Source organism: Rhizobium mulingense (assembly GCF_029194105.1).
Lineage (GTDB): Bacteria > Pseudomonadota > Alphaproteobacteria > Rhizobiales > Rhizobiaceae > Rhizobium > Rhizobium mulingense.
Genome location: NZ_JARFVE010000011.1, coordinates 69,571 through 92,298, shown reverse-complemented (window position 1 = coordinate 92,298; position 22,728 = coordinate 69,571). Strand labels below are relative to the sequence as shown.

Sequence of the window (22,728 nt, the reverse complement as noted above, 5' to 3'; positions counted from 1 at the left end):
GCCCCTAACTCAAAACAAAGATTCCATGGGAGGAGATATGGCTTCGCTTGAGCAGAACACGGCGGCTGCGCCGACGGTCGATGAGCGCGTCAAACAAGTGAGTTTTTTAACCCATATGATGCGGCGGCCCGAACTGGGCGCCGTGGCGGGTCTTGCTCTCGTCGTCGTCTTTTTCTTTCTCACCGCAGATTCGACGATGTTTTCTCTTTCGGGCCTGATGACCATCATGGCGCCGGCATCGCAATTGGGAATCCTCGCCATTGCGGCGGCACTGCTCATGATCGGCGGAGAGTTCGATCTCTCGATCGGCTCGATGGTGGCTTTCGCAGGACTGATCTTCGGCGTCATCCTGACCAATTTTGGTCAACCGCTTTCGGTTGCCATCGTCATGACAATGCTGTTTGCGGCGTTCATGGGCGCGATCAACGGGCAGATCGTCATCCACACCCGGCTGCCGTCGTTCATCGTGACCCTGGCATTTCTCTTCATACTGCGCGGCTTGACCCTCGTCGGTTTGAAATGGGCCACTGGCGGCTCGACGCAGCTTCGCGGCATTGGTGACCATGTGAAGGACAGTCCGCTGCTCGGGCTCTTTTCTGGCGATGCTCTGAAGAGCCTATTCGTCTGGCTCGCAGATCACGATATGATCGACAAGTTCCCCAATGGCCTGCCGAAGGTCACGGGCATCCCCGTGTCGGTCCTGTGGTTCGTCGCGCTTGCCCTGGCTGCAACCTGGGTCCTATTGCGCACCCGCATGGGCAACTGGATCTTCGCAGCTGGTGGCGATCCGAATGCAGCAAGAAACTCGGGTGTGCCTGTCCATAGGGTGAAGACCGGCCTGTTCGCCTTGACGGCGTGTGCTGCCGCGCTGGTCGCCATCATCACTGTGCTTGACGCCGGCTCGACCGACGCCCGACGCGGTTTTCAGAAAGAGTTCGAGGCGATCATCGCCGCCGTCATTGGCGGGTGCCTGCTCACAGGCGGCTATGGTTCGGCGATCGGTGCCTTCGTCGGAGCGATCATCTTCGGCTCGGTTTCCATCGGCCTGACCTATACCAGGTTCGACTCCGACTGGTTCCAGGTCTTCCTCGGCTCGATGCTGCTGCTGGCTGTTCTCTTCAACAATTTCATCCGCCGCAAGGTTACCGGGGAGCGCTGATCATGCCAGACGTCAACAACCGAACCCCGATCATCGAAGTAACCGATATCGTCAAGCACTACGGCTCCGTCATCGCCCTCAACGGCGTGTCGATGCAAGTGTCGGCCGGAGAGGTGCTTTGTCTCCTCGGAGACAATGGCGCGGGCAAATCCACCTTGATCAAGACGCTGTCCGGTGTCGTACGGCCAAGCGGGGGCTCCTTTCTCGTCGAAGGCAAGCCGGTCAATTTCCGCAGCCCGCGCGACGCCCTCGATGCAGGGATCGCGACGGTCTATCAGGATCTCGCCATGATTCCGCTGATGTCGATCACGCGTAATTTCTTCATGGGGCGGGAGCCTCGCAAAGGCATGTTCCCATTCCGTCACTTCGACCTCGCGCACTGCAACGATGTCACGCGTGAAGAGATGCGCAAAATCGGCATCGATATCCGCGATCCCAATCAGGCGGTGGGCACTCTGTCTGGCGGCGAACGCCAATGCGTTGCGATTGCGCGCGCGGTCTATTTCGGCGCAAAGATCCTTATTCTCGATGAGCCCACCTCGGCACTCGGCGTGGCGCAGACTTCGATGGTGCTGAAATACATTCATCAGGTTCGACAGAACGGATTGGGCGTGATTTTCATCACCCACAATGTTCGGCACGCCTATGCGGTAGCGGACCGCTTCACCATCCTCAATCGCGGCCAGACGCTCGGCACTTTTGCCAAGGCGGATATCGCGATGGACGAGCTTCAGAACCTGATGGCAGGCGGCAAGGAGCTGCAGCAACTGTCCGAAGAGCTCGGCGGCACGATCTAGCCCTGCTTATCCCGCGGTGCCCGATTGGCTTTGGCAGGCTGCCGCATTCTCAAACACCAAACATGGAAATGGTCATGAACGATGGTTCGTCGAATACCTCATCCCCCTTCACGCTTGCTGTCTGCGCCGAAATGGTCTTCAAGTCGCTTCCTGTTGTCGACAGGCTGAAGCGTATCACCGAACTCGGCTTTCAGGCCGAGATCTGGGACTGGACGAAACATGACATCGCTGCCCTTGCAAGATCCGGGGCGGCCTTCTCGTCGATGACTGGCTACGTGACCGGTACGCTGGCCGACGACGATGGCGCAGAAGAATTGCTGCGAACTGCGAAGCAATCGATCCCGATTGCCAGAGAACTGAACTGCCCGCGTCTCAATCTGCACGGCACCGGTCTCGACGGCCAGGGTCTGCCGGTCGTCAAGGCGGAGCAAGTGACGGGCGCCATGTGGCTCAAGGCACGCGATACGCTCAATCGCATCGCCGATCTCGGGGAGCAGGAAGGCGTCACCTTCGTGCTCGAGAACCTCAATCAAGCCGTCGATCACCCCAAGACGCCCTTTGCCAAGGCCGAGGATACGCTTGCGCTCGTCTCGTCCGTTAACCGGCCGGCGTTGAAGCTCAATCTGGACCTCTATCATGCGCAGATCGGCGAAGGAAACCTGATCGAGCTATGCCGGCGCGCGCTGCGCTATATCGGCGAAATCCAGGTGGCGGATGTGCCCGGTCGCATGGAACCGGGTACCGGCGAGATCAACTACAAGGCAATCGCGCGCGCGCTCAAGGACATGGGTTATCGCGGCACGATCGGCATGGAGGCCTGGGCCTCCGGAGACGACGAGACGGCGCTTGCCCGCTTCCGCGACGCCTTCACCGTTTGAAGGTTTCGATAGTGAAGACTTACATATAATGGAGAGACATCAATGATCAGATTTGGAGTGATCGGCGCCGGCCGGATCGGCAAAGTGCATGCAACAACGATCGCGGCGAACCCCAATGCGAAGCTTGCCTATGTCGCGGATGCCTTCAAGGCATCAGCAGAAGAGCTTGCCGCACGGACGGGCGCCGAGGTTGCCGAGGCGGAGGATGTCATCAACTCCTCGAACGTCGATGCGATCCTCATCGCGACGCCGACCCCGAGCCACGCCGATCTCATCGAGGCGGCGGCGCGCGCCGGCAAGGCCATCCTCTGCGAAAAGCCGGTATCCCTGTCGGTCGACCGCATCAATGCCTGCCTCGAGATTGTCGAGAAAAACAGGTCGACCTTGATGATCGGCTTCAATCGCCGGTTTGATCCGAACTTCGCAAGTTTGGAGGCCCGCCTGCGCCGCGGTGATATCGGCGCGATCGAGATCGTGACGATCACCAGCCGGGATCCGGCGCCGCCGCCTGCCGACTACGTCAAATCCTCCGGTGGCCTGTTCCGTGACATGATGATCCACGACTTCGATATGGCCCGCTTCCTCATGGGCGAGGAATTCGTGGTCGTGAACGCACTCGGATCCTCGCTCGTCGACAAGGCGATCGGGGCCGAGGGTGATGTGGATACCGCCGCCGTCCAGATGCAGACGGCTTCGGGCCGCGTTGCTGTCATCACCAATTCGCGCCGGGCGACTTATGGATACGACCAGCGCATCGAAGTCCATGGTGCTGCCGGTATGCTTGCAGCGAAAAATATCGCCGCGACGAGCGTCGAGCTTTCCAATGCGAACGGCATCAGCGGCGATCCCGTTCAACATTTCTTTCTCGAGCGCTACGCGCAGGCTTATGCCAACGAGATCAATGCCTTCATCGAAGCGATCGACAGCGGCAACCCATCGCCGAGGCCGGGTGGATTGGATGGGCTTCAGGCTCAAAAACTAGCCGAGGCCGCCACAGTGAGCTGGCAGACAGGCAGGCCAGTTGCCGTCGATTGACGTCAAGGCGATGCAGTTCGGTCCTCGTGGCTCCCCTGCATCGCCCGACTCCCCGAATGCAGAGTCGACTTGTCCTGCGCGAAATGCATCTGCCACGGAGGCGCCAAATGTCAGCCACGCGTCCTATGAAAGATCAACGTCCTCAAACCTTTCAGGAACTAAAGCAGTCCATTGCCGAAGGAAGGATCTTTTTCCCTAACCAGGTGGAACAGGTTGCCAGGCGGATGCTTGAGCATCCGGAGATGGTAGCCTTCGAAAGTGCTGCTTCAGTCGCAAAAAAATGCGGCGTCTCGCAAACGACAGTTATACGGCTGAGCAGCTTTCTGGGAATTGGATCATACCGCGGTCTGAAGGATCTCTGTGCCCGCTATATTCGAGAACGCTCCAAAGGCATGTCGCCGCCTTACCAAGTCCCTCAGCCGCCACCGCGCAATGTCGGGTAGGATGTCCGTTGCTTGAAGTCGCCGCCGGCAAGGAATGAGTAACCGCCAGGGGACGCATGAGGGGAGCAGGCAACCGCCGGCAGGCGACAAATGCCAGGCCTTCCGATCTGCACTCCATCCTCGTTCAGCCATCCAGACCGAGGCTCGTCTGCAGGCGGCTGACATAGGCTTCGAACCCGCCGACCATATCGAAGCGATCGGGGTCGCGCAGCCAGAGCATCTGCAGGCCGTCCATGACGGCGATCAGTTCGGCCGCCATCGCCTTGCTATCGATGTTCTTGGCGAACGAGCCATCGGCGGCGGCGCGTTCGAAGGTCGCGGCGATATGCTTCTGCATCTGCGTGGCGCGATCGAGAAACCAGGCCTTGGCGGGGTGGTCCTTCATCAGGCTTTCGGCATTGAGGATGGCGAAAGCCCTGGTGACCTCGACCATTTCGGCGTTGCGACGGAAGACGGCGACCATGCCTTTAAGTAGGCCCCGAAGGTCCAAACGATAGTGGTCGATGAAATCTGCGCTTTCCAAATCGCGGTTGTCCAGAATGGCGAGCAGGAGATCGACCTTGGTCGGGAAATGGTGCAACAGGCCGGGCAGCGACAGGCCGACATCTTGGGCGATATCCCCAATGGCGGCATTCTGATAGCCGTCTTCGGCGAAGCGGCGCATCGCCGCCGCAAGGATTTCCGCTCGGCGCGCCTCCCCCTTGCTGGATTTGCGCCGCTGCTTTTCCCTCGGGCCGGTCTCTTGTTCTGCCATCGTCTCTTTCCGTTTGCCTCCTTTTAACGGCGACGCGCCAATCGGCAAGCCTGCAGCCCTGCAAGCTGTCTACCCATACATCAGACAGTGGCAGTTGACATCTTAAAAATACCGAGTAATCGGTAGGTTTAATGATCAAAGCGCCCGGATCGCGTCTTGGATCCGGAGTCGTAGCAGGGAGGTTTGCATGATCGATTCCATTCTCGACCAGATGACGCTCGAAGAGCAGGTCTCCCTTCTGTCCGGTGCCGATTTCTGGACGACGTTTCCGGTCGAGCGTCTCGGCGTTCCGAAGATCAAGGTGACGGATGGACCGAACGGCGCGCGCGGCGCCGGCTCGCTGGTCGCCGGCGTCAAGGCGACCTGCTTTCCCGTCGCCATCGCGCTCGGCGCCAGTTGGAATCCCGAACTTATCCATCAGATGGGCGCGGCCCTTGCGCGCCAGGCAAAGAGCAAGGGTGCCGCGGTGTTGCTGGCGCCCACGGTGAACATCCACCGCTCCGGCCTCAACGGGCGCAATTTCGAATGTTATTCCGAAGACCCGATGCTGACCGCTGAACTGGCCGTCGCCTATATCGAGGGCGTACAGGGCCAGGGGATCGCGGCGACGATCAAGCATTTCGCCGGCAACGAATCCGAGATCGAGCGGCAGACCATGTCTTCCGATATCGACGAGCGCACGCTACGCGAAATCTATCTTCCTCCCTTCGAACAGGCAGTGCGTCGCGCCGGCGTCATGGCTGTGATGTCCTCCTATAACCGCCTGAACGGCACCTATACCAGTGAGCATCACTGGCTGCTGACCAAGCTGTTACGCGAGGAGTGGGGCTTCGACGGCATCGTCATGTCCGACTGGTTCGGTTCGCATTCGACGGCCGAGACGATCAATGCCGGCCTGGATCTCGAAATGCCGGGTCCGGCCCGCGACCGCGGCGACAAACTGGTCGCGGCCGTGCGCGAGGGCAAGGTCGAGGCCGCGACGGTACGCGCTGCGGCGCGGCGCATGCTGCTTCTCCTCGAGCGGGTCGGTGCGTTCGAGAAGAAACCCGATCTAAACGAGCGGTCGGTCGACCTGCCGGAAGACAGGGCGCTGATCCGGCGTCTCGGCGCGGAAGGCGCTGTGCTCCTCAGGAATGACGGCATCCTGCCGCTTGCCAAAACCTCCCTCGATCGCATCGCCGTCATCGGCCCCAATGCCGCAAGCGCGCGCGTCATGGGCGGCGGCAGCGCGCAGATCGCCGCGCATTATACGGTGAGCCCGCTCGAAGGCATCCGCGCCGCCCTCTCCAACGCCAACAGCATCAGCCACGCGGTCGGCTGCCGCCACAACCGCCTGATCGACGTGTTCAAGGGCAAGATCTCGGTCGAATATTTCAAGGGCCGCGGCTGCAAGGGCGAGCCGCTCTATGTCGAAACGGTCGACAAGGGCGAATTCTTCTGGTTCCAGCTGCCGTCGGGCGATCTCGACCCTGCCGATTTTTCGGCCCGCATGACAATGCATTTCCTGCCGGAGGAGAGCGGCAATCACGTCTTCGGCATGACCAACGCCGGACTGGCGCGGCTCTTCGTGGATGGCCGGCTGACTGTCGATGGCCGCGACGGCTGGACACGCGGCGAGAATTATTTCGGCACCGCCAATGACGAACAGCGCGGGGCGGTGTCCCTCGAGGCCGGCCGGTCATACAAGATCACTGTCGAATATGAGCCGTGCACCGCGGCCGAGGAGGGCATCAACCTCATCGCTGTGCGCTTCGGCGTCGAAAAGCCGCTCGGCGAGACCGATATCGAGTCGGCCGTCGAGACGGCGCGCAATGCCGATGTGGCGCTTCTCTTTGTCGGCCGCGACGGCGAATGGGATACGGAAGGGTTGGATCTGCCCGACATGCGGCTGCCCGGCCGGCAGGAGGAACTGATCGAGCGGGTTGCGGCCGCCAACGCCAACACGGTGGTCGTGCTGCAGACCGGCGGTCCGGTGGAAATGCCCTGGCTCGGCAAGGTTCGCGCCGTGCTGCAGATCTGGTATCCCGGGCAGGAACTGGGCAATGCCGTCGCCGATGTCCTATTCGGCGATGTCGAGCCGAGTGGGCGCCTGCCGCAGACCTTCCCGAAGACGCTTGCTGACAATTCCGCCATGACAGGCGATCCCGCCGTCTATCCCGGCCAGGACGGCCATGTGCGCTACGCCGAGGGCGTCTTCGTCGGCTATCGTCATCACGATACACACGCCGTCGAGCCGCTCTTCCCCTTCGGCTTCGGCCTCGGCTATACCCGCTTCCGCTGGAGCGAGCCGCGGCTGTCGGCCGGCGAAATGAGTTCCGACGGCGTCACCGTCAGCGTCGACCTGGCCAACATCGGCGACCGGGCTGGCTCCGAACTGGTGCAGCTCTATGTGCGTTCGCCGAAGACCAAAGTGGCGCGGCCGGACAAGGAACTGCGCGCCTTCGCCAAGCTATCGCTGCAGCCCGGCGAGACCGGCACGGCGATAATGCAAATCCAGCCGCGCGATCTCGCTTACTTCGACGTCGAAGCCGGCGCTTTCCGCGCCGAGGCCGGCAATTACCAGCTGGTCGTGGCGGCGAATGCTGCGGATATCAGGTTCGTGCTCGATCTGCCGTCATCATCCAGCTACGAGTTGCCGCCCTCCTAGAACAGGAGGCCCGAGATACGGTTGGCGCGTCTACGCGAGCGTCGAGTGGTCCAATCTGCGATCAGGCCGCGTCCGGCTGGGCACGCAGATTGGTGACGACACGCCGGTTCTGCACCTTGCAGGAGCGGTCCGTGCAGTCGCGAACTTCTCGATCGTTGCCATAGCCTTTGGCCCACATGCGCTTCGGGTCGACGCCCTTCGAGGCGAGATAGGCCATCGCCGCGTCGGCGCGCTTCTGCGACAGCGTTTCCATCTGGGAGGCGGAACCGGAATCGTCGGCAAATCCCTGCAGCTTGAGCAGCCAGGTCGGGTTTCTGTTGAGCCAGGCGGCCTGGTTATCCAGCGTTGCCATGGCGACGGAATCGAGGGTGGCGGAATCCTGCTTGAAGTAGATCCGCCGGCCGACATTGAGGATGAAATCCTCTTCGCTTCCGGCCGCGACGTTTTCGAACCCCGGCGCCGGATCATTGGTCTGGCCGGTCATCGGCGCCGCAGTCGGTTCTTCCAGGGAGGCGATCTCGGTGGTGGAGCAGGCGGCAAGCGCCAGGAGCATGGCCGCGGCGAGAAGGCGGCTCGTATATCCGGTCGTAGCAGACATCAGGGTAAGGTTCCTTATTCGACCGGGGTTGTTTGGCTGACCTGCGTGGGGCTTTCGGCTTGGTCGGCAATACGCGGCAGAACCTGTACAGCTGTGCCGATCGGGCAGCGTTGGTAAAGATCGATGGCGTCTTCGTTGAACATGCGGATACAGCCGCTGGAGGCGTCCTTGCCAATGCTCCATGGCTCCAGCGTGCCGTGGAAGCGATAGCCGGTATCGACACCGTCACGATGTAGATACATGGCGCGAGGCCCGAGCGGATTCTTCGGTGAACCGCCCGCGACGAATTCGGGCAGTTCAGGATGGCGCTTGCGCATCTCCGGCGGCGGCGTCCAGCGCGGCCAAAGCGATTTGGCGTCGATCGTGGCGCGACCGAACCATTTGAAGCCTTCGCGGCCGACGCCGACCCCATAGCGGATGGCGGTCTTATTCTCCATGATCACGTAGAGAAAATGGTGCCTTGTGTCGACAACAACCGTGCCGATCGGCTCGCTGCTGAAATATTTGACAACCTGGCGGTGCCACCGCTTGTCGATTTTGGCGAAATTGGTGCTGCGGAACGTCACGCCATTGTCGACGGCCGTGCCGTCAAAATAAGAAGATGCCGCGGCGACCGCCGGTTTTCGAACGGCGCCGGCCCCAAGCAACGCCAATCCACCCAGCACAATACTCCTGCGGTTCCACGTCATCGGCCAAGCCCCCCTGAAAGCCAACAAGCGAAGCGCCAGTAAAGCAGATTTTTCATTTGCCTCAATAGAAAACTCCTCGCCTCATCAAGATCGATATCGAGTCGAGGGTCGCTCAGATTTGTATTGCTCCGGCCGTTACTCGGCTTTGGATCATGTTATACCAACGCCGCACGGGGTCACTGGATTGGATAGAAGGATGCGGTCAGTGCCGATCTTCTGTCGAAAGTCAGGCAGTTCGCCAGCGGAGCGCCGCATCATCCGCAGCGCCGGCATTCCGACGATTGATCGGTTGTATCAAAAGAATTGTCTATCCCAGGCGGCAGGTATTGCATAGGTTTCACGCGACTCGCTTATTGGGATCGTCCCATTTTGCTGGATTCCCTCATGCTGCCGATTATCAGTGCCAAGAGCGTAAGCAAGACCTTTAGCCAGCGGGTTCCGCAGCCCGGCCTGGTTGGGGCGCTGCGCAACATCGTCGCGCCGGTGACAAAGCCCGTGCACGCGGTGGAGCAGATTTCCTTCGCGGTCGGGCCAGGGGAGGCTGTCGGCTATCTCGGACCGAACGGTGCGGGCAAATCGACCATGATCAAGATGCTGACCGGCATCCTCATGCCCTCCTCCGGCGAAGTAAGCGTGCTCGGTCGCCGGCCTGTGGAGGACCGGATTGCCAATGCGCGCGAGATCGGCGTGGTCTTTGGCCAGCGCACGCAATTATGGTGGGACCTTCCCCTTGCCGAGAGCTTCGAGTTGCATCGGCGCATCTATCGGGTTCCGGATGCGGCCTTTCGCTGCAATAGAGCCGAACTTGTCGAGATGATGCAGCTGTCCTCATTCATCGAGCGGCCAGTGCGTCAGCTCAGCCTGGGCCAGCGCATGCGCGCCGAGATTGCCATGGCGCTTATGCATGAACCGAAAATCCTGTTTCTCGATGAGCCGACCATCGGACTCGACGTGGTTGCCAAGGATGTCGTGCGCAAGTTCCTTGCGCGCACCAACAGGGAACGCGGTACGACGATCATTCTCACTACGCACGATCTGCAGGACATCGAGGAGATTTGCCCGCGCCTGATCATGGTGGACGAAGGGCGGCTGCTGTTCGACGGTCCGCTTGCGGAATTGCGCGTGACTTTCGGCGCGAGGCGCCGGCTGACGCTGGAGTTCGACGGCGAACCCGGCGCAGTCTCGTTGGCGGGGGCCGAGCTGCTCGGGGGTGAGGGAACGGTGCGCGAATTTCTGTTGGCAGACGACGGACGCTCGCTGATCGATCTGATGGGCGCGCTGACGGCGAGGGCCGCGCTTCGCGATGTCCGGCTGCACGAGCCCGGGATCGAGGAGGTGATCCGCACCCACTATCAGGCACGGGGGTGACATGCGGAGCTTTCTTGCATTTGCAGCGGCCGCGGTCCGCCAGCAGGCCGGTTATCGCGCCGAAATCCTCTCGATGGTTCTCGGCGCGCTGATCGAAGTCTTCGCCCGTATTTCGATATGGAAAGCTGTCTATGGTGGTCAACATGCCGTGGCCGGCATCACGCTGCCGCAGATGATTGCCTACGCCATCATCGGGGCTACCCTGCTTTCGAGTTGGGATGCCGCACTGGTCGTACGGGAAATCGGCGCGGCGATCCGCACCGGCCAAATCGCCAATTCACTCGTTCGGCCGGCAAGCTTTCCGCTGACGCTGTTTGCCGAAAATCTCGGGCCGCGGCTCTTCAACTTCGCCGTCGTGTGCACGCCGGTGATCGTCGTATTCTCGCTTATATACGGGCTCTTGCCACCCGCGAGCGTGGCGCATGGCCTCGTTTTCATCGGCTATCTGGCCGTCTCCACGACCCTGCTTCTGTTGATCTCGATCCTGTTCGGACTTCTGTCCTTCTGGGTCTTCGACGCACATTCGCTGGAATGGTTCATGCGCGGATTCGGGGCGCTTCTGTCCGGCGGGCTGGTGCCACTATGGTTCTTTCCCCCGGTGCTCGCCGAAGCCGCGCACGTGCTGCCCTTCGCCTGGATCACCTATTATCCGATGGCGGTCTATCTCGGTCAGCTCGACCTCGTTTCCTCTCTCGCATATCTGGCCGTCGGGCTTTGCTGGATCGCCGTCCTCGTCGGTCTGATCGCAGCGCTTTGGTCCGGCGCCTGCCGGCGGATTGTCGTTCAGGGAGGCTGATCATGCAGGAAACGCTGACGCTTGCCTGGTATCTCATGCGGCTGCGAATGCGGACCCGGCTGCAATATCGGGCGGCACTGGTCCTGGCCTGGGTCTCGCAGGGCTTCGGCTATGCCGGCGCCTTCGCCTCCCTTTGGATCATCCTCACCCGATTCGGCGGCATGGGCGGCTGGCGTTGGCAAGATGTGGCGCTGCTGCTGGGTTTCCACACTCTGGGTTACGCCCTTGGCGCGTGCTTCACCTTCGTGCAGCTGCGCCGAATGGAAGAAATCGTCAGGGATGGCGAGTTTGACACGCTGCTGACCAGGCCGGTGAATACATGGGCTTTCCTGTCGTTTTCCGGGTTCAACATCGAGTATGGCAGCCATGTCATTCTCGGCGTGGGCCTGATGGCCTGGGCTTTGCCCAAGGTGGCGATCGACTGGAGCATGCTGACCCTATTGCAGCTGGTTGCCAGCCTTTTCAGTGCGGCGCTTCTGACCGGCGCGGTCATCACGTCGATCGGCGCAAGTGCGCTGGTGTTGCGGCGCGCGCGCTATATTTTCGGCATATATTTCGATTTCTGGGAATTATCCCGCTATCCCATAACGATCTTTGCAGCGCCACTCCAGTTTCTGCTGCTTTCCGGCTTGCCCTTTGCCTATATGGCCTATGTGCCGGTCGCCGCCCTGATCGGAAAGCCGATTCCTTATCTCGGCGATGCCGCCGCGCCCGCGGCCGTCGCCGTGGGGCCCTTCGCCGCCTTGATTGCCGCCGCCTTCTGGCGCTTCACGATCCGGCGTTATCAGCGTGCAGGCGGCTGACATGCTGCAGCTGGACCATTAGCCATCTGCGCTTGGAAATGTGCATGTACATCTCGACGCTGCATGCAACCTGTTCGGGAACGCCAAGCATACAAAAATCATCGATGAAAAGATGACCAAAATAATCATCTTATGTTGACAAGGCTTCCTTCGCTCCATAGGTTCCGCGCGCATCTATGACGTAGGGACCAAGCAATGGCGCGTGTTTTTTTGAATGTTTCGCGGCATCGCCGGCTTCCGCCCAGAGCGCCAACACCGGCGACACGGCGACGACGCTGGAACCGATCGTCATCCAAGGTGCAGCCTCTGATAGCAAGACGGACCGGACGTCGGTCGCCGCCAAAAACAGCGCCGGCGCGACCAAGATCAGCACGCCGCTCGTCGAGACGCCGCGTTCCGTGTCGGTCACCACCGAGAAGGAAATCGAGCAGCGCGGCGCGCAGACGGTCATCGAGGCAGTGCGCTACACCGCCGGCGTGACGACGGGAACGAGCGGCTTCGACCCGCGTTTCGACCAGATCTACATTCGCGGCTACAACGCTACGACGGTCGGTGACTATCGCGACGGGTTGCGCCAGCCCTACATCAATTATGGCATGTTCCGCACCGATCCCTATCAGCTGCAGCGCGTCGAGGTGATCAAGGGACCGGTATCGGTTCTTTACGGTTCCGGTTCGCCGGGCGGCCTCGTCAACAAGATATCGAAGCTTCCGACCGAGGAGCCGATCCGCGAAGTCGGCATTACCTACGGCACCGAGGACCGGGTGCAGGGAATGTTCGATTTCGGTGGGCCGATCAGCGAGGGCAACGACGATTTTCTCTATCGCATCGTTGGTGTCGCCCGCCGCGGCGACACCAATTTCGACATCGCCGACGACCGCTATTTGTTCGCGCCGTCCTTTACCTGGAAACCCGACGAGGGCACGTCCTTCACGGTCTACGGCCTGGCGCAGGCGGACGAGACCGACTCCAATGTCGGCGCGATCACGACCGTAGACGGCCGGATTCTCGATCTCAGGGCGAGCGATCCCGACTACGACCACCAGAAGATCAAGCAGCAGCAGGTTGGCTATCAATTCGAGCATGAATTCGACAACGGCCTGACCTTCCGGCAGAACCTGCGTTACTCGCATCTCGATCTGGAGGCTCGCTACCTCGGCGTTACCGGCTGGACCGGGACCGTCGCGCATCGTGGCACCAACGCGATCCGGGACGAAATGAACGTTTTCCAGGTCGATAACCAGCTCGAGGCGAAGTTCGATACAGGCCCGCTTGCGCATACGATGCTGTTCGGGCTCGACTACACCAATCTCCAGTCGAGCTTTGGCTACGGCGCCGGAGCCGCAGATCCGGCATTCGACTTCGATATCGCCAATCCGACCTATGGAGTCTCGGGCGCTACGCCGGATTATAATATATTGGCGTCCGAGGCCGATATGCGGCAGGTCGGCATTTACGTCATGGACCAGATCGAGGCCGGAAACTGGCGCTTCAACCTCGGCGGCCGGCAGACCTGGGTGAACCAGACGCGAGATTCGACCTTGCCCACGGTCAGCGCGGAGGACGTCGACAAAAATGCCTTCTCCGTGCAGGCTGGCGCGCTTTACCTCTTCGACAACGGCATCGCGCCCTTTGCTTCCTACGCTACCTCCTTCGATCCGGTCACCAACCGGTCGGCAACCAACACGATTCTTCCGCCGACGAAGGGCGAGCAATTCGAACTCGGGGTGAAATACCAGCCGCCCGGCTCCGACATCCTGCTCTCGGCTGTCGCCTATCACATCGTTGAGCAAAACAAGCCGAGGCTCGCCGACCCGCTGACCTTCGCCTACGACTCCCAGGGCGAGGTGACAGGAAAAGGTATCGAGCTTGAAGCCCGCGCGGCAATCGCCGATGGCCTCGATATTATTGCCGCCTACACCTACAACGACTCGGAAATAACCGGGGGCAACAACGTCGGAAATACGCCCGCCATTACCCCGACCCATGTTGCGAGCCTGTGGGCGAATTATACCTTCCAGGAAAGCAACCCCTTCAACGGTCTGTCGATGGGCGCCGGCGTACGCTACATTGGGGAGACCTGGACGGATGTCGCCAACACCTCGAAGAATTCCGCAACTTTCTATGTCGATGCCGCCCTCGCCTATGATTTTGGGGCCGTCGACAAGAAATATGAAGGACTTACGGCAGCCTTCAACATCCGCAACATCGGTGATCAGCGCGAAACAGTCTGCGAAGAGGGCTTCTGCTACCTCGGCCAGGGTCGCAACATGACCGGCACCCTGAAGTATCGGTGGTAGCACCATGGCGGCAGAGATGAACGGGGCGGCATCGCGCCCTTCGATCGCCGATCATCCTGTCGCGCACCAGGCTGTCGACCTCGACGGCCTGGTGGGCGATGGCCCGTTCGCCTATTGCCGCGGCAAGCTGCTTGCCTCTCCGCCGCCGGCCGGGATTGTCGTTCCCTGCAGCGACCTTGGCGACCGGGACGTCTTTGACGGCATCATCGCCCGCTATGGCGAAAAATTTCCGGGCAGCGACCGCCGCGCGATCGTCTCCATGTGGACGCTCTATTATTTCAGCATGCTGACGATCGCTCCGAGCGTCCACATGTTCGTGAACCGCATCACGCTGCCGCTGGACATCGACCGGCTGTCGCTCGTTTGCAACGGTGAGACAGCCGAGCCGGAAGCATTCGTGATGTCCGATCGGCCGGAGGCTGCGGCCGATCCGACAGCCGAGCTTCACCGGCTGATGCTCGGTCACGCCGAACCGGTCATCGCGGCGATCGCTGCCAATGCCGGCGTCGCGCCGAAGCTTCTCTGGAACAACGCTGCGGCCTATCTCTCCTGGATCCTCAAAGAGATCGCTCACCGGCACGAGCCCGGACTCGTCGAGGGCGGCCTGGCGCTGCTGAACGATGCTGAGTGGCCGGGCGGCGGGCGCAACCCGATGTTCGGCATGATCCGCATGGCGCGCCAGCAATGCGGGCTGGAATTCGCCCGCCGCAAGGTCTGCTGCCTGCGCTACAATCTGCCGGGCGTCGGCGGCTGCGGCGAAGCCTGTCCGCTGCCGGACGGGCGGCATTGACGCAGATGCCGGCCGTCTCGGAGACGGGCGCGATCACGACCTTCGTCTGAGAATGATGAGCAACATCGGGGCTCCCACGAGAGCCGAGATCAATCCTGCCGGGAGCTGATAGGGGAAGGCGATCATGCGCCCGGTCCAGTCGGCGATGACGAGCAGGATCGCCCCGATCAGGGCGGCCGCGAGAAGCTGGCCGGAGGGCCGGCGAAGACCGAGCCCTTGGGAAAAGTGAGGAGCCATCAATCCGATGAAGCTCAAGGGGCCGACGACCAGCGTGGATGCGGCCGTCATGAGCGCGCAAAGCGCATACAACGTGCCGCGTGCGGGAGCGATCCTGAGCCCGAGTTCGCTCGCCGTCTCCGATCCGAGTTGCAGAAGGGCAAGCCATCTACTGGCGAGGAAGGCTGCGGCCAGGCAGGCGAGCGCGACCAGCAGGGCGCTTGCGGCAACGGTGTTGTCGACGAAATAGGTCGAGCCCGACATCCAGCGGATGAGCGCCAATCCGCGCGGGTCGCCGCTGGCGGCAAGAACGCCGATCCCGGCGTCGAGGATGGCGCCTAAGGCAATCCCGGCGAGCAGCACACGGATCGGGCCGAAGCCCGACCGCGCGCCGAGGAGGAAGATCAAGGTCAGCACGAGGAGAGCCCCGCCGCCGGCAAAGGAAAGCTGAATAGTCAGTCCCGGTGCAGCAAAGACGAACATCGAGGCGGCAACGCCGAGTGTTGCTCCCGCTGATACGCCAAGCACCTCGGGGCTTGCCATTTCGTTTCCGGTCAGCCGCTGCAGAATGAGGCCGGTGACGCCAAGCACGGCTCCCGCGCCGAAGGCGGCGGCGACTCGCGGTAGCCGAAGAGGAAGGATGTCATCCCATGAGGCTGCGGGCAGCCATGTCCAGGCTCCATCAGGCGCGCGGCCGAAGAAGATTGCGGCAATCGCAAATGTGACGACCAGGGCAAACAGCAGAGCAAAGCTTGCCGCTCCGTTGCTGGCCACATGCCGTGGGGAGGCCAACTCGGGCAGCGCGCGCGTTGTTGTCGCCAGGCGCGGCAGCAGAGCGATCAGGATCGGTCCGCCGAGCAGCGCGGTTACTGCCCCCGTCGGCACGAAGTCGCCGGGAGCAAGGAGCTTGTTCGCCTCGTCCGTCAGGAGAAGAAGGCCGGCGCCGGCAATGGGCGACCAGATCAATTGGCTGACGACGCGGCGTGCGCCGGCCAGTCGGACGATCTGCGGGGCGACCAGCCCGATGAAGCCGATGACGCCGACGGCGCTGGTGACGAGGGCGCTGAGCGCAATTGCGATCGCGAGGATGACGCCGCGCGACCATTTGATCGGTAGGCCGAGGCTCGTCGCGCCGGCATCGCCGAGCTGGCTCAGCGCCAGCGGCCTCGCGGCGAGAAAGGCAAGGCCGGCGAGGGGGACGACCTTCGGCAGCAGCGATATCGGAATCGCCCAGCTCTGCTGCGAGAGCGATCCGGCGCCCCAGATGAATATCCCGGAGAGATATTGATCGTTCATCAGGATGAGAATGGCCGCCGCCGCGCCGCACCAGAGGCCGATGATCATGCCCGACAGGATGAGGGAAAAGGGCGAAAATCCGTGCCGGGCGCTGATCGAGAAGATGGCGAATGCGGCAACAGCACTTCCGGCAAGCGCGACCGCATCGCGGCCCCATCCTGTCAGCGACGGAAAGGCGAGCATGACGGATACCAGCGCCAGATTGGCGCCGGCCGAGACGCCGAGCGTCGTCGGCGAAGCGAGCGGATTGCGCAGCACCTGCTGCAGGATCGTGCCCGACAGCGCGAGGGCGGCCCCGGTGATCACGGCCGTCGCGATGCGCGGAAGCGTCGAATAGAGAAGGAGAAGGTGCTGCGCGTCGTATCCGCCTGATGCCTCCAGATGCGGCAGCGCCGGGAGCAGGTCGAGGAGAGCCAGGCCGAGGCCCGAAAACAGCAGCAGCGCCGCGAGGGCGGGCGCGCCAAAGCAGGAAATTTGCGCTTTCATCAGGCGGCAGCCTCCAGAACATCGACCATCAAAGTCGAAAAGCGCAGTGCCTCCTGGACCATTCCAAACATCAGCACGCCTGGAACGACCGAGATCCGCTGCTGCCGGACGAAGGGAAGGCTGGTCCAGAGCGGGCTTTCGGAAAGCCGGGTCAGGACATCGGGCGGAAGCAGCGGCGAAACGACGACGAGATGCGCCTCTTCATCGAGTTCGGCGAGCTGTTCAAGGCCGATCGTCTGAAATCCCCAGTAGCTCGCCTCGCCTTTCCAGGCGTTCTCGAGGCCGATCCGGCGCATGGCGCCGCCGTAAAGTCCGGGGCCGCCATAGATGCGCGCATGCCTCTGGTCGATGAAGTTGATGACGGCGACCGGGCGCGCGGACAGGTTTTTCATCCGGTCGCGCAGCCGGGCGAAGGTGGCATCGGCGCGGGACAGAAATGCCTCCGCTTCCCTCTGCCGCTCGACCATGGCGCCGAGCCGCAGTGTTTCGGCGTAAGAGCGGTCGAGCGCCTCGCCATTCTCGGCGTAGACGGTGAAGGTTTCGACCGGCGCGATCTGAGACAGTTTCTCATCCATGGCTGCAAGAAAAGGCGTGCTGAGGATGAGCGACGGCCTGAGGCTGGTGAGGACTTCGAGATTGATCTCGGCGGTGGTGCCCACATCGACGACGCCTGAGGGCATCGCCGGCTCGACCACCCATTCCGGCCAGTTCCTGAGCGAGGCGATTGCGCGCGGCACGCTGCCGAGCGCCAGCATCGTCGACGCCAGTCCGTAGTCGAGTGAAACGATGTTGGCATCGCCGGCGCGCGCGATGGTGGGCGCGCCGGTCATCGCCAGCGCGCCAAGAAGAAAGTCACGTCGTCTCAAAGCGCGGTCCTGCCCGGCTGCGTCTCCGTGAGCGGTTTGACCATCAACAGGCACGGATGGTCCTCATGCCAGAGTTTTGGAAAGACCTCGGCCCTCACGAAGCCGGTCCGGTCATAGAAGCGCCGCGTCGCCTCGAATTGCGGCTCGTGGCGGCCGCGCGGCGCCAGCGTTTTGACCGTCAGCAGCCGGGCGCCGGAGTCATGGGCGAAGCGCTCGGCCGCATCGACGAGATGGCGCCCGGCGCCGCGGCCATGATATTCGGGCCGCGTCGCGATCAGCGCAATCTCGACGGCGCCGGGCAGGTGCGGCTTCAAGGCGATCAAGGCGGTGACGACATCCGCTTCGATATATCCAAACACCGGCAGGTCCTCGACCGCAAGGGCGCTTGCCTCGATCACGTCCGGCTCTGAAAACCAGTCGGGCAGCGCCCCCATGATCGATCGGCAGAGCTCTGCCTTGCCCGTCAGGATCTCAACTGTTCGTCCCATTTTTTCTCGCCTTCGTTCGGTCGATTTAAACTTGACTCCTGTTATCATCTTAAAATAGACACTGCAATCAGATCGTGTAGCTTCCTTCGAGAAAGGAACGCCAAGACCGCACTCACCAGCAACGACAGAGCCTGATTTTCCATTTGTAAAAAGGGTACGGGACAATGCGCGCATCGCATCGTGATGTGAATGGAAATGCCGTGGTCAACGCCATGATCGAAAACAAGGATAAGCTCCTTAAAACGATTGAAAGCGTTGTCAAAACAAGGTCATATTCTGAGGATATATTTCAGGACGGAGTGATAAAAGCTTACGGGGTCAAAACCGACGAGATCCGTTGCCCGATCGGTTACGCCTTCCGGATGGTATATAATCTCGCCCTCGACGAGAGCCGCCGACGACGCCAGCAGGTGAACAACTATAGGTCGATTGACCAGGTTCAAGAGATGACGGCGCCCATCCCCACCGTTCTCGATCAACTGGTCGCCGCAGAGACCCTGCGCGATGTGCTTGCCTCGCTCGAGGCACTACCGAAGCGCACCAACGACGCCTTCATCCGCCATCGCCTGAACGGCGTGCCGCAGAAGGATATCGCCGCCGAACTCGGCGTCTCCAGAACCCTCGTCAACTTCATGATCAAGGCGGCGGAGCAGCATTGCCACCTGGCAATCGCCGAGCCCGGCCGCCCCGATCACGAGCGCCTGCGGGATATTACCGCTTCGCGGCGTGCAGCGCCTGCTGCAAATCGCTCCACAGTAACTCCGGTTCTTCCAGCCCAACAGCAAAACGGATCGTCTGCTCGCTCACGCCGAACCGGATGAAGGTGGTCATCCGGTCAGGGATCTGCAGCGCGACCTTGGCCGGAACGACCAGCGTTTCCGGCCCTCCCCAGCTGACGCCAAGGCGGGTCTCGCGAAGCGCGTTGACGAAGCGCGCGACATCGATATCGGGCGTCAGGTCGAAGGCGAAGAGGCCGGCATAACCTGACAGCGTCGCCCGCCCGGGATGATCCTGAAAGGCCGGATGGCGGACGCGCGCGATGTCGGGATGCTGCTTCAGCCGATCGGCAAGCAGAAGCCCGCTGCGTTCGTGCTCCTTGAGGCGCACACGCAGCGTGCGCATGCCGCGCAGCAGCAGCCATGCCTCGAAGGGCGAGAGCTTGGCGCCGACATAGGGATAGGAGGTCGAGTTGATCTTGGCGATCGCCTCCTTCGAGCCGACGACGACGCCGGCGACCGTATCGCTATGGCCGCCGAGATATTTCGAGGCGGCGTGAATGACGATATCGACGCCATGCTCGATCGGCTTCTGAAAGAGCGGCGTTGCCCAGCTATTGTCGATGATCGTCGTCACACCAGCCTCTTTCGCCATGGCCGACAGGGCCACGATGTCCTGAAGCTCGAAGATGAAGGAAGACGGGTTTTCGAGATAGAGCAGCTTGGCGCCCGGCAGCGTCTTGCGCACCTCGTCATGATCGGAGGGATCGACGAAATCGACGGTGACGCCGAGCCTGCCGAGCAGCTTCACCAGAAGGCGGTAGACGTCATTATAGAGGTGGCGGACCGCAACGACCCGGTCGCCCGCTTCCACGAGGCTGAGAATGGTCGAGGTGATGGCGGCCGTGCCGCTCGAAAAGGCGCGCCCATCCTCCGCGCCTTCGAGTCGGGCGACCAAGAGCTCGAATTCACGGACAGTCGGATTGTCGCCGCGCGAATAGATGAAGTTGCGCGCCCGGCCGGCGAAGACATCCTCCATCGCTTCGTAGCTGTCATAGGTGAAGAGCGAGGTCTGGAAGATCGGCGGCGAGACGGCGTTGAATGCTGCCGGATCGACGGGCGTGAAGAGATCGTCGGCGGCCGCATGGGCGCCGAGGTCGCTGGGGCTGAACGACTGGTTCATGATAATCTTCTTATGGACAAAAGCTGGGATAGGGACGGAGGGAGGCCAGATCTTCGGCCGAGCGCTGCCGGAGCGCGCTGAGCGATCTCGCCAGGCAGAAGCATGACAGCAGGCCGGTCAGCGCCGAGGCCAGGAACATGGCGGCGAGCAGGCCGGAGAAGCCGAAGAAGGGCGGCAGGATCGCGAGCAGCGGAAGGAGAAGGTACCCGTTCTGTGCCAGGCCGACGGCGAGCGCGGCTTTCGGCCTGCCCTGAGCCTGCAAGAGGATCAGCACCGTCTGCCGCAGGCCGAACAGCAGGAAGGGAAGATGGGTCGCGATGATTGCCTGGCCGGCGACCGTAAGCACCGAAACTTCGTCGGTGAAGACGCGGCAACGCGCACGGAAAAGATGATCGCTGCCAGCCCGCAGACGCCACCGACGACGCTCGTAACCACGGAAAGCATGCGGGCTGCCGCCAGAACCCGCGATATATCCCCGCGGCCCCAGGCAAAGCTCAGGATGGACTGCGCCCCGAGCGAAATACCGATGACCGGCAATGCACCGACCGCAAGCAGCCGCAAGGCGATGCCGACGCCGGCGATGCCATCTTCACCGTGATAGGTGCCGGCGACCGACAGCATCGCGGCAATCGCACCCGCTGTTGCGAGGCTTGTCAGCGTCGTCGGCGCGCCGACCGCAAGGACCGGCTTGAGATGCCTGATATTGGCGAACCGCCAGCCGAGCGTCAGCCGGACCGTTCCGAGTCGTCTCGCGTGATAGGCGCCGTAGATTGAGAGTGCCACGAGCTGCGAGAGGATGGTTGCCATCGCCACTCCCTGCAGGCCAAGGCCGAAACCGAAGATCATGACCGGGTCGAGGATGATGTTCAGCGCGAAGCAGGCGACCAGCGTCCACATGCTGAAGCGGGCATTGCCCTCGGCGATCGCCAGGAAATCGAGAATGATCTGCGCCATCGTCAGCGGTATCGAGATCGCGATGATGAGGAGATAATGCTGCGCGAGCGGCTCGATCGCGGATGTGGCGCCGAACAGCAGGACCGAGGGAAAGGCGACGATCGCCACCGCGCTTGCCGCGCCGAAGGCGATGCCGGCGGCAAGGCTGACCGAGGCAAGGGTGCTGGCTCTCGACCGGTTGCCGGCGCCGAGCGCGCGTCCGACCTCCGTCGCCACACCGACGCCGATGCCTTCGCCGAAGGCCGCGACGAGCATGAGGATCGGCAGCACGATCATGATCGCGGCGATCTGGTCTTCGCCGATCATGCCGACGAAGACCATGTTGATCGTGTGATGCGCGGCGTTGATCGACAGGCCGAACATGGCGGGCAGCCCGAGCCGCAGCAGCAGCCTGAACAGCTGCGGGCTGGCAAGATCTTCCGGCGCAAGCCGCCGTTTCCGCAGGCTGCCGCTCATCCCGCTCATGTCGTTCATGATGCAGGCACCCAGAGATGATCGCCGAAGAAGCGCTCGCGGGTCAGCATGACGAGCAGCGCCCGCTTATGCGGAAAATCGAAATGCTTGACCTTGGCGAAGCCCGAGCGGTCGAGATTGCGGATCTGCTGCTCGTGGCTGGCGCGCGGCTCGCCGACGATGCGCTGCGTGCGGGGATCGTCGAGGAAGATGAAATGCATCAGCGAGGGAAGCCAGGCGCTGATCCATTTCCTGCCGCGGTAATCCGGCTCGCCGATCGCCACATGCCATCCGCGATCGTAATCGTCGGCATCGTAAAAGGGACCGAGCCGGTTCTCCTTGGCCCAGTAGACCTCGAAATAGCCGAAGGGGATATCGGCGAAACTGCCGATCAGCGGCAGCACATGCGGATCGGCGAGCCGTTCCTCCAGGGTCTCCCGGTGTTTGTCGAGCGAGCCCGCATCCTCCCAGATCGTGTTGACCTGTTCGTCGTTCATCCAGCGGTGGAAGGCGGCAAGATCGGTCTCGGGATCGGCCACCCGGAAGCTGATGTCCCGCTCCAGCCAGGGAATGAACCGCTGGTAGACGGTGCCCTTCGGCTTTGCCGGCCGGCGCGGATGATAGCGGCCCGCGGTCATCTCGCGTACGGGCGGCAGCGGATAGGAGAGCTGCGGCAGCCATAGCGACGGCCATTGCCAGAGGATCGCGGAATCGAGCTTTCCCATGCTCGAAATATGCCCGGGAAGGCTTGCCTGATGGCCTTCGAAGGCGACCGACTTGATCGAGCGATCCTCCGCCGTCACCGCTTCGGCGGCGGCCATCAGAAGCTCCGCCGATTGCGGCGACTCGCCGTGGTAGAAGGTGATCGTTGCGACGCCGGCCCCCACCTCGAAGGCGGCTTCGTGGTGTCCGTGCGCGGCTTTCAGGTGGACGAGATTAGGGGCAAGCCTGATGTAGCTCCGCGACTGCAGAGCCCGCCTTTGTTTGGCGGCGTCGAAATCCATGATGTTCTC

19 protein-coding genes and 2 pseudogenes are annotated in these 22,728 nt (G+C 62.1%); 12 read left to right on the top strand and 9 right to left on the bottom strand.

The genetic code is table 11. From position 1 onward, the window contains the following. Positions 1-37 precede the first annotated feature (37 nt). From PYR71_RS22685 to PYR71_RS22665, 5 genes are all read left to right on the top strand, one after another. Positions 38-1,159, top strand: a complete 1,122-nt coding sequence (locus PYR71_RS22685; RefSeq protein WP_275620916.1) for an ABC transporter permease — start codon at positions 38-40, stop codon at positions 1,157-1,159. Between the two features lie 2 nt (positions 1,160-1,161). Further along, on the top strand, positions 1,162-1,956 hold the full coding sequence (locus PYR71_RS22680; RefSeq protein ID WP_275620915.1) for an ATP-binding cassette domain-containing protein: 795 nt from the start codon (positions 1,162-1,164) through the stop codon (positions 1,954-1,956). A gap of 74 nt (positions 1,957-2,030) precedes the next feature. Continuing rightward, a complete protein-coding gene (locus PYR71_RS22675) occupies positions 2,031-2,834 on the top strand; it encodes a TIM barrel protein (protein WP_275620914.1) in 804 nt (267 codons plus the stop codon). Positions 2,835-2,876: 42 nt separating this feature from the next. Beyond that, positions 2,877-3,869: an inositol 2-dehydrogenase gene (iolG, locus tag PYR71_RS22670; RefSeq protein ID WP_275620913.1), complete on the top strand. Its 993-nt coding sequence runs from the start codon at positions 2,877-2,879 to the stop codon at positions 3,867-3,869. Positions 3,870-3,976: 107 nt separating this feature from the next. Next, positions 3,977-4,312 carry a MurR/RpiR family transcriptional regulator gene (locus tag PYR71_RS22665; RefSeq protein WP_183934521.1) on the top strand — a complete coding sequence of 112 codons (336 nt, stop codon included), beginning with the start codon at positions 3,977-3,979 and terminating at the stop codon, positions 4,310-4,312. A 124-nt stretch (positions 4,313-4,436) separates the two neighbouring features. On the opposite strand, the gene PYR71_RS22660 is transcribed toward PYR71_RS22665, so the two are convergent. Further along, positions 4,437-5,066 (bottom strand): TetR/AcrR family transcriptional regulator, encoded by a 630-nt coding sequence (locus PYR71_RS22660; RefSeq protein ID WP_275620912.1) that lies wholly within the window; start codon positions 5,064-5,066, stop codon positions 4,437-4,439. A 187-nt stretch (positions 5,067-5,253) separates the two neighbouring features. Between PYR71_RS22660 and PYR71_RS22655 the strand changes: the two genes are divergently transcribed. Further along, the gene (locus tag PYR71_RS22655; protein WP_275620911.1) at positions 5,254-7,713 is read left to right on the top strand and encodes a glycoside hydrolase family 3 C-terminal domain-containing protein; all 2,460 of its coding nucleotides are present in this window, start codon (positions 5,254-5,256) and stop codon (positions 7,711-7,713) included. Between the two features lie 61 nt (positions 7,714-7,774). Here PYR71_RS22655 and PYR71_RS22650 read toward each other — a convergent pair whose 3' ends face one another. Then, complete coding sequence (locus tag PYR71_RS22650) at positions 7,775-8,311, bottom strand: OmpA family protein (RefSeq protein WP_010031899.1); 537 nt, start codon at positions 8,309-8,311, stop codon at positions 7,775-7,777. Between the two features lie 14 nt (positions 8,312-8,325). After that, positions 8,326-9,000: a L,D-transpeptidase gene (locus PYR71_RS22645; protein WP_275620910.1), complete on the bottom strand. Its 675-nt coding sequence runs from the start codon at positions 8,998-9,000 to the stop codon at positions 8,326-8,328. Positions 9,001-9,384: 384 nt separating this feature from the next. Here PYR71_RS22645 and PYR71_RS22640 point away from each other — a divergent pair, with 384 nt between their 5' ends. From PYR71_RS22640 to fhuF, 5 genes and pseudogenes are all read left to right on the top strand, one after another. Continuing rightward, positions 9,385-10,368, top strand: a complete 984-nt coding sequence (locus tag PYR71_RS22640; RefSeq protein WP_275620909.1) for an ABC transporter ATP-binding protein — start codon at positions 9,385-9,387, stop codon at positions 10,366-10,368. A gap of 1 nt (position 10,369) precedes the next feature. Then, positions 10,370-11,164: an ABC transporter permease gene (locus PYR71_RS22635; RefSeq protein ID WP_275620908.1), complete on the top strand. Its 795-nt coding sequence runs from the start codon at positions 10,370-10,372 to the stop codon at positions 11,162-11,164. Continuing rightward, positions 11,122-11,967 (top strand): ABC transporter permease, encoded by an 846-nt coding sequence (locus PYR71_RS22630; RefSeq protein WP_275620907.1) that lies wholly within the window; start codon positions 11,122-11,124, stop codon positions 11,965-11,967. Before PYR71_RS22635 ends, PYR71_RS22630 begins: the two co-directional genes overlap by 43 nt. Before the next feature lie 221 nt (positions 11,968-12,188). Beyond that, a pseudogene (locus tag PYR71_RS22625) lies at positions 12,189-14,267 on the top strand (TonB-dependent siderophore receptor); the annotation flags it as partial. 4 nt (positions 14,268-14,271) lie between these two features. Continuing rightward, on the top strand, positions 14,272-15,057 hold the full coding sequence (gene fhuF / locus PYR71_RS22620; RefSeq protein ID WP_275620906.1) for a siderophore-iron reductase FhuF: 786 nt from the start codon (positions 14,272-14,274) through the stop codon (positions 15,055-15,057). Positions 15,058-15,090: 33 nt separating this feature from the next. Here the strand turns inward: fhuF and fhuB are convergent, their stop codons facing one another. Genes fhuB through PYR71_RS22605 form a run of 3 tightly spaced genes read right to left on the bottom strand, consistent with a single transcriptional unit; the run spans position 15,091 to position 18,409 of the window. Next, entirely contained in the window at positions 15,091-17,055 is a 1,965-nt protein-coding gene (gene fhuB / locus PYR71_RS22615; protein WP_275620905.1) for a Fe(3+)-hydroxamate ABC transporter permease FhuB, read from the bottom strand. Further along, on the bottom strand, positions 17,055-17,885 hold the full coding sequence (locus tag PYR71_RS22610) for an iron-siderophore ABC transporter substrate-binding protein (protein ID WP_323115735.1): 831 nt from the start codon (positions 17,883-17,885) through the stop codon (positions 17,055-17,057). Before PYR71_RS22610 ends, fhuB begins: the two co-directional genes overlap by 1 nt. Before the next feature lie 32 nt (positions 17,886-17,917). After that, complete coding sequence (locus tag PYR71_RS22605; protein WP_275620903.1) at positions 17,918-18,409, bottom strand: GNAT family N-acetyltransferase; 492 nt, start codon at positions 18,407-18,409, stop codon at positions 17,918-17,920. A 164-nt stretch (positions 18,410-18,573) separates the two neighbouring features. On the opposite strand from PYR71_RS22605, the gene PYR71_RS22600 reads away from it, so the two are divergent. Further along, positions 18,574-19,230, top strand: coding sequence for a sigma-70 family RNA polymerase sigma factor (locus PYR71_RS22600; protein WP_275620902.1), 657 nt, complete (start codon positions 18,574-18,576; stop codon positions 19,228-19,230). Here the strand turns inward: PYR71_RS22600 and PYR71_RS22595 are convergent. The 3 genes and pseudogenes from PYR71_RS22595 to PYR71_RS22585 form a co-directional block, all read right to left on the bottom strand. Then, complete coding sequence (locus tag PYR71_RS22595; RefSeq protein WP_275620901.1) at positions 19,121-20,308, bottom strand: PLP-dependent transferase; 1,188 nt, start codon at positions 20,306-20,308, stop codon at positions 19,121-19,123. The two genes, PYR71_RS22600 and PYR71_RS22595, sit on opposite strands and share 110 nt — an antisense overlap. A 10-nt stretch (positions 20,309-20,318) precedes the next feature. Further along, positions 20,319-21,736: pseudogene (locus tag PYR71_RS22590) on the bottom strand (MATE family efflux transporter). Next, positions 21,733-22,719: a GNAT family N-acetyltransferase gene (locus PYR71_RS22585; protein WP_275621041.1), complete on the bottom strand. Its 987-nt coding sequence runs from the start codon at positions 22,717-22,719 to the stop codon at positions 21,733-21,735. The pseudogene PYR71_RS22590 and the gene PYR71_RS22585 overlap by 4 nt, the downstream one beginning before the upstream one ends. Positions 22,720-22,728: the final 9 nt, after the last annotated feature.

Coding starts and splice junctions, on each gene's coding strand:
- PYR71_RS22685 (WP_275620916.1), top strand. CDS start 38: ATGGCTTCGCTTGAGCAGAACACGGCGGCTGCGCCGACGGTCGATGAG.
- PYR71_RS22680 (WP_275620915.1), top strand. CDS start 1,162: ATGCCAGACGTCAACAACCGAACCCCGATCATCGAAGTAACCGATATC.
- PYR71_RS22675 (WP_275620914.1), top strand. CDS start 2,031: ATGAACGATGGTTCGTCGAATACCTCATCCCCCTTCACGCTTGCTGTC.
- iolG (WP_275620913.1), top strand. CDS start 2,877: ATGATCAGATTTGGAGTGATCGGCGCCGGCCGGATCGGCAAAGTGCAT.
- PYR71_RS22665 (WP_183934521.1), top strand. CDS start 3,977: ATGTCAGCCACGCGTCCTATGAAAGATCAACGTCCTCAAACCTTTCAG.
- PYR71_RS22660 (WP_275620912.1), bottom strand. CDS start 5,066: ATGGCAGAACAAGAGACCGGCCCGAGGGAAAAGCAGCGGCGCAAATCC.
- PYR71_RS22655 (WP_275620911.1), top strand. CDS start 5,254: ATGATCGATTCCATTCTCGACCAGATGACGCTCGAAGAGCAGGTCTCC.
- PYR71_RS22650 (WP_010031899.1), bottom strand. CDS start 8,311: ATGTCTGCTACGACCGGATATACGAGCCGCCTTCTCGCCGCGGCCATG.
- PYR71_RS22645 (WP_275620910.1), bottom strand. CDS start 9,000: ATGACGTGGAACCGCAGGAGTATTGTGCTGGGTGGATTGGCGTTGCTT.
- PYR71_RS22640 (WP_275620909.1), top strand. CDS start 9,385: ATGCTGCCGATTATCAGTGCCAAGAGCGTAAGCAAGACCTTTAGCCAG.
- PYR71_RS22635 (WP_275620908.1), top strand. CDS start 10,370: ATGCGGAGCTTTCTTGCATTTGCAGCGGCCGCGGTCCGCCAGCAGGCC.
- fhuF (WP_275620906.1), top strand. CDS start 14,272: ATGGCGGCAGAGATGAACGGGGCGGCATCGCGCCCTTCGATCGCCGAT.
- fhuB (WP_275620905.1), bottom strand. CDS start 17,055: ATGAAAGCGCAAATTTCCTGCTTTGGCGCGCCCGCCCTCGCGGCGCTG.
- PYR71_RS22610 (WP_323115735.1), bottom strand. CDS start 17,885: ATGACCGGCGCGCCCACCATCGCGCGCGCCGGCGATGCCAACATCGTT.
- PYR71_RS22605 (WP_275620903.1), bottom strand. CDS start 18,409: ATGGGACGAACAGTTGAGATCCTGACGGGCAAGGCAGAGCTCTGCCGA.
- PYR71_RS22600 (WP_275620902.1), top strand. CDS start 18,574: ATGCGCGCATCGCATCGTGATGTGAATGGAAATGCCGTGGTCAACGCC.
- PYR71_RS22595 (WP_275620901.1), bottom strand. CDS start 20,308: ATGAACCAGTCGTTCAGCCCCAGCGACCTCGGCGCCCATGCGGCCGCC.
- PYR71_RS22585 (WP_275621041.1), bottom strand. CDS start 22,719: ATGGATTTCGACGCCGCCAAACAAAGGCGGGCTCTGCAGTCGCGGAGC.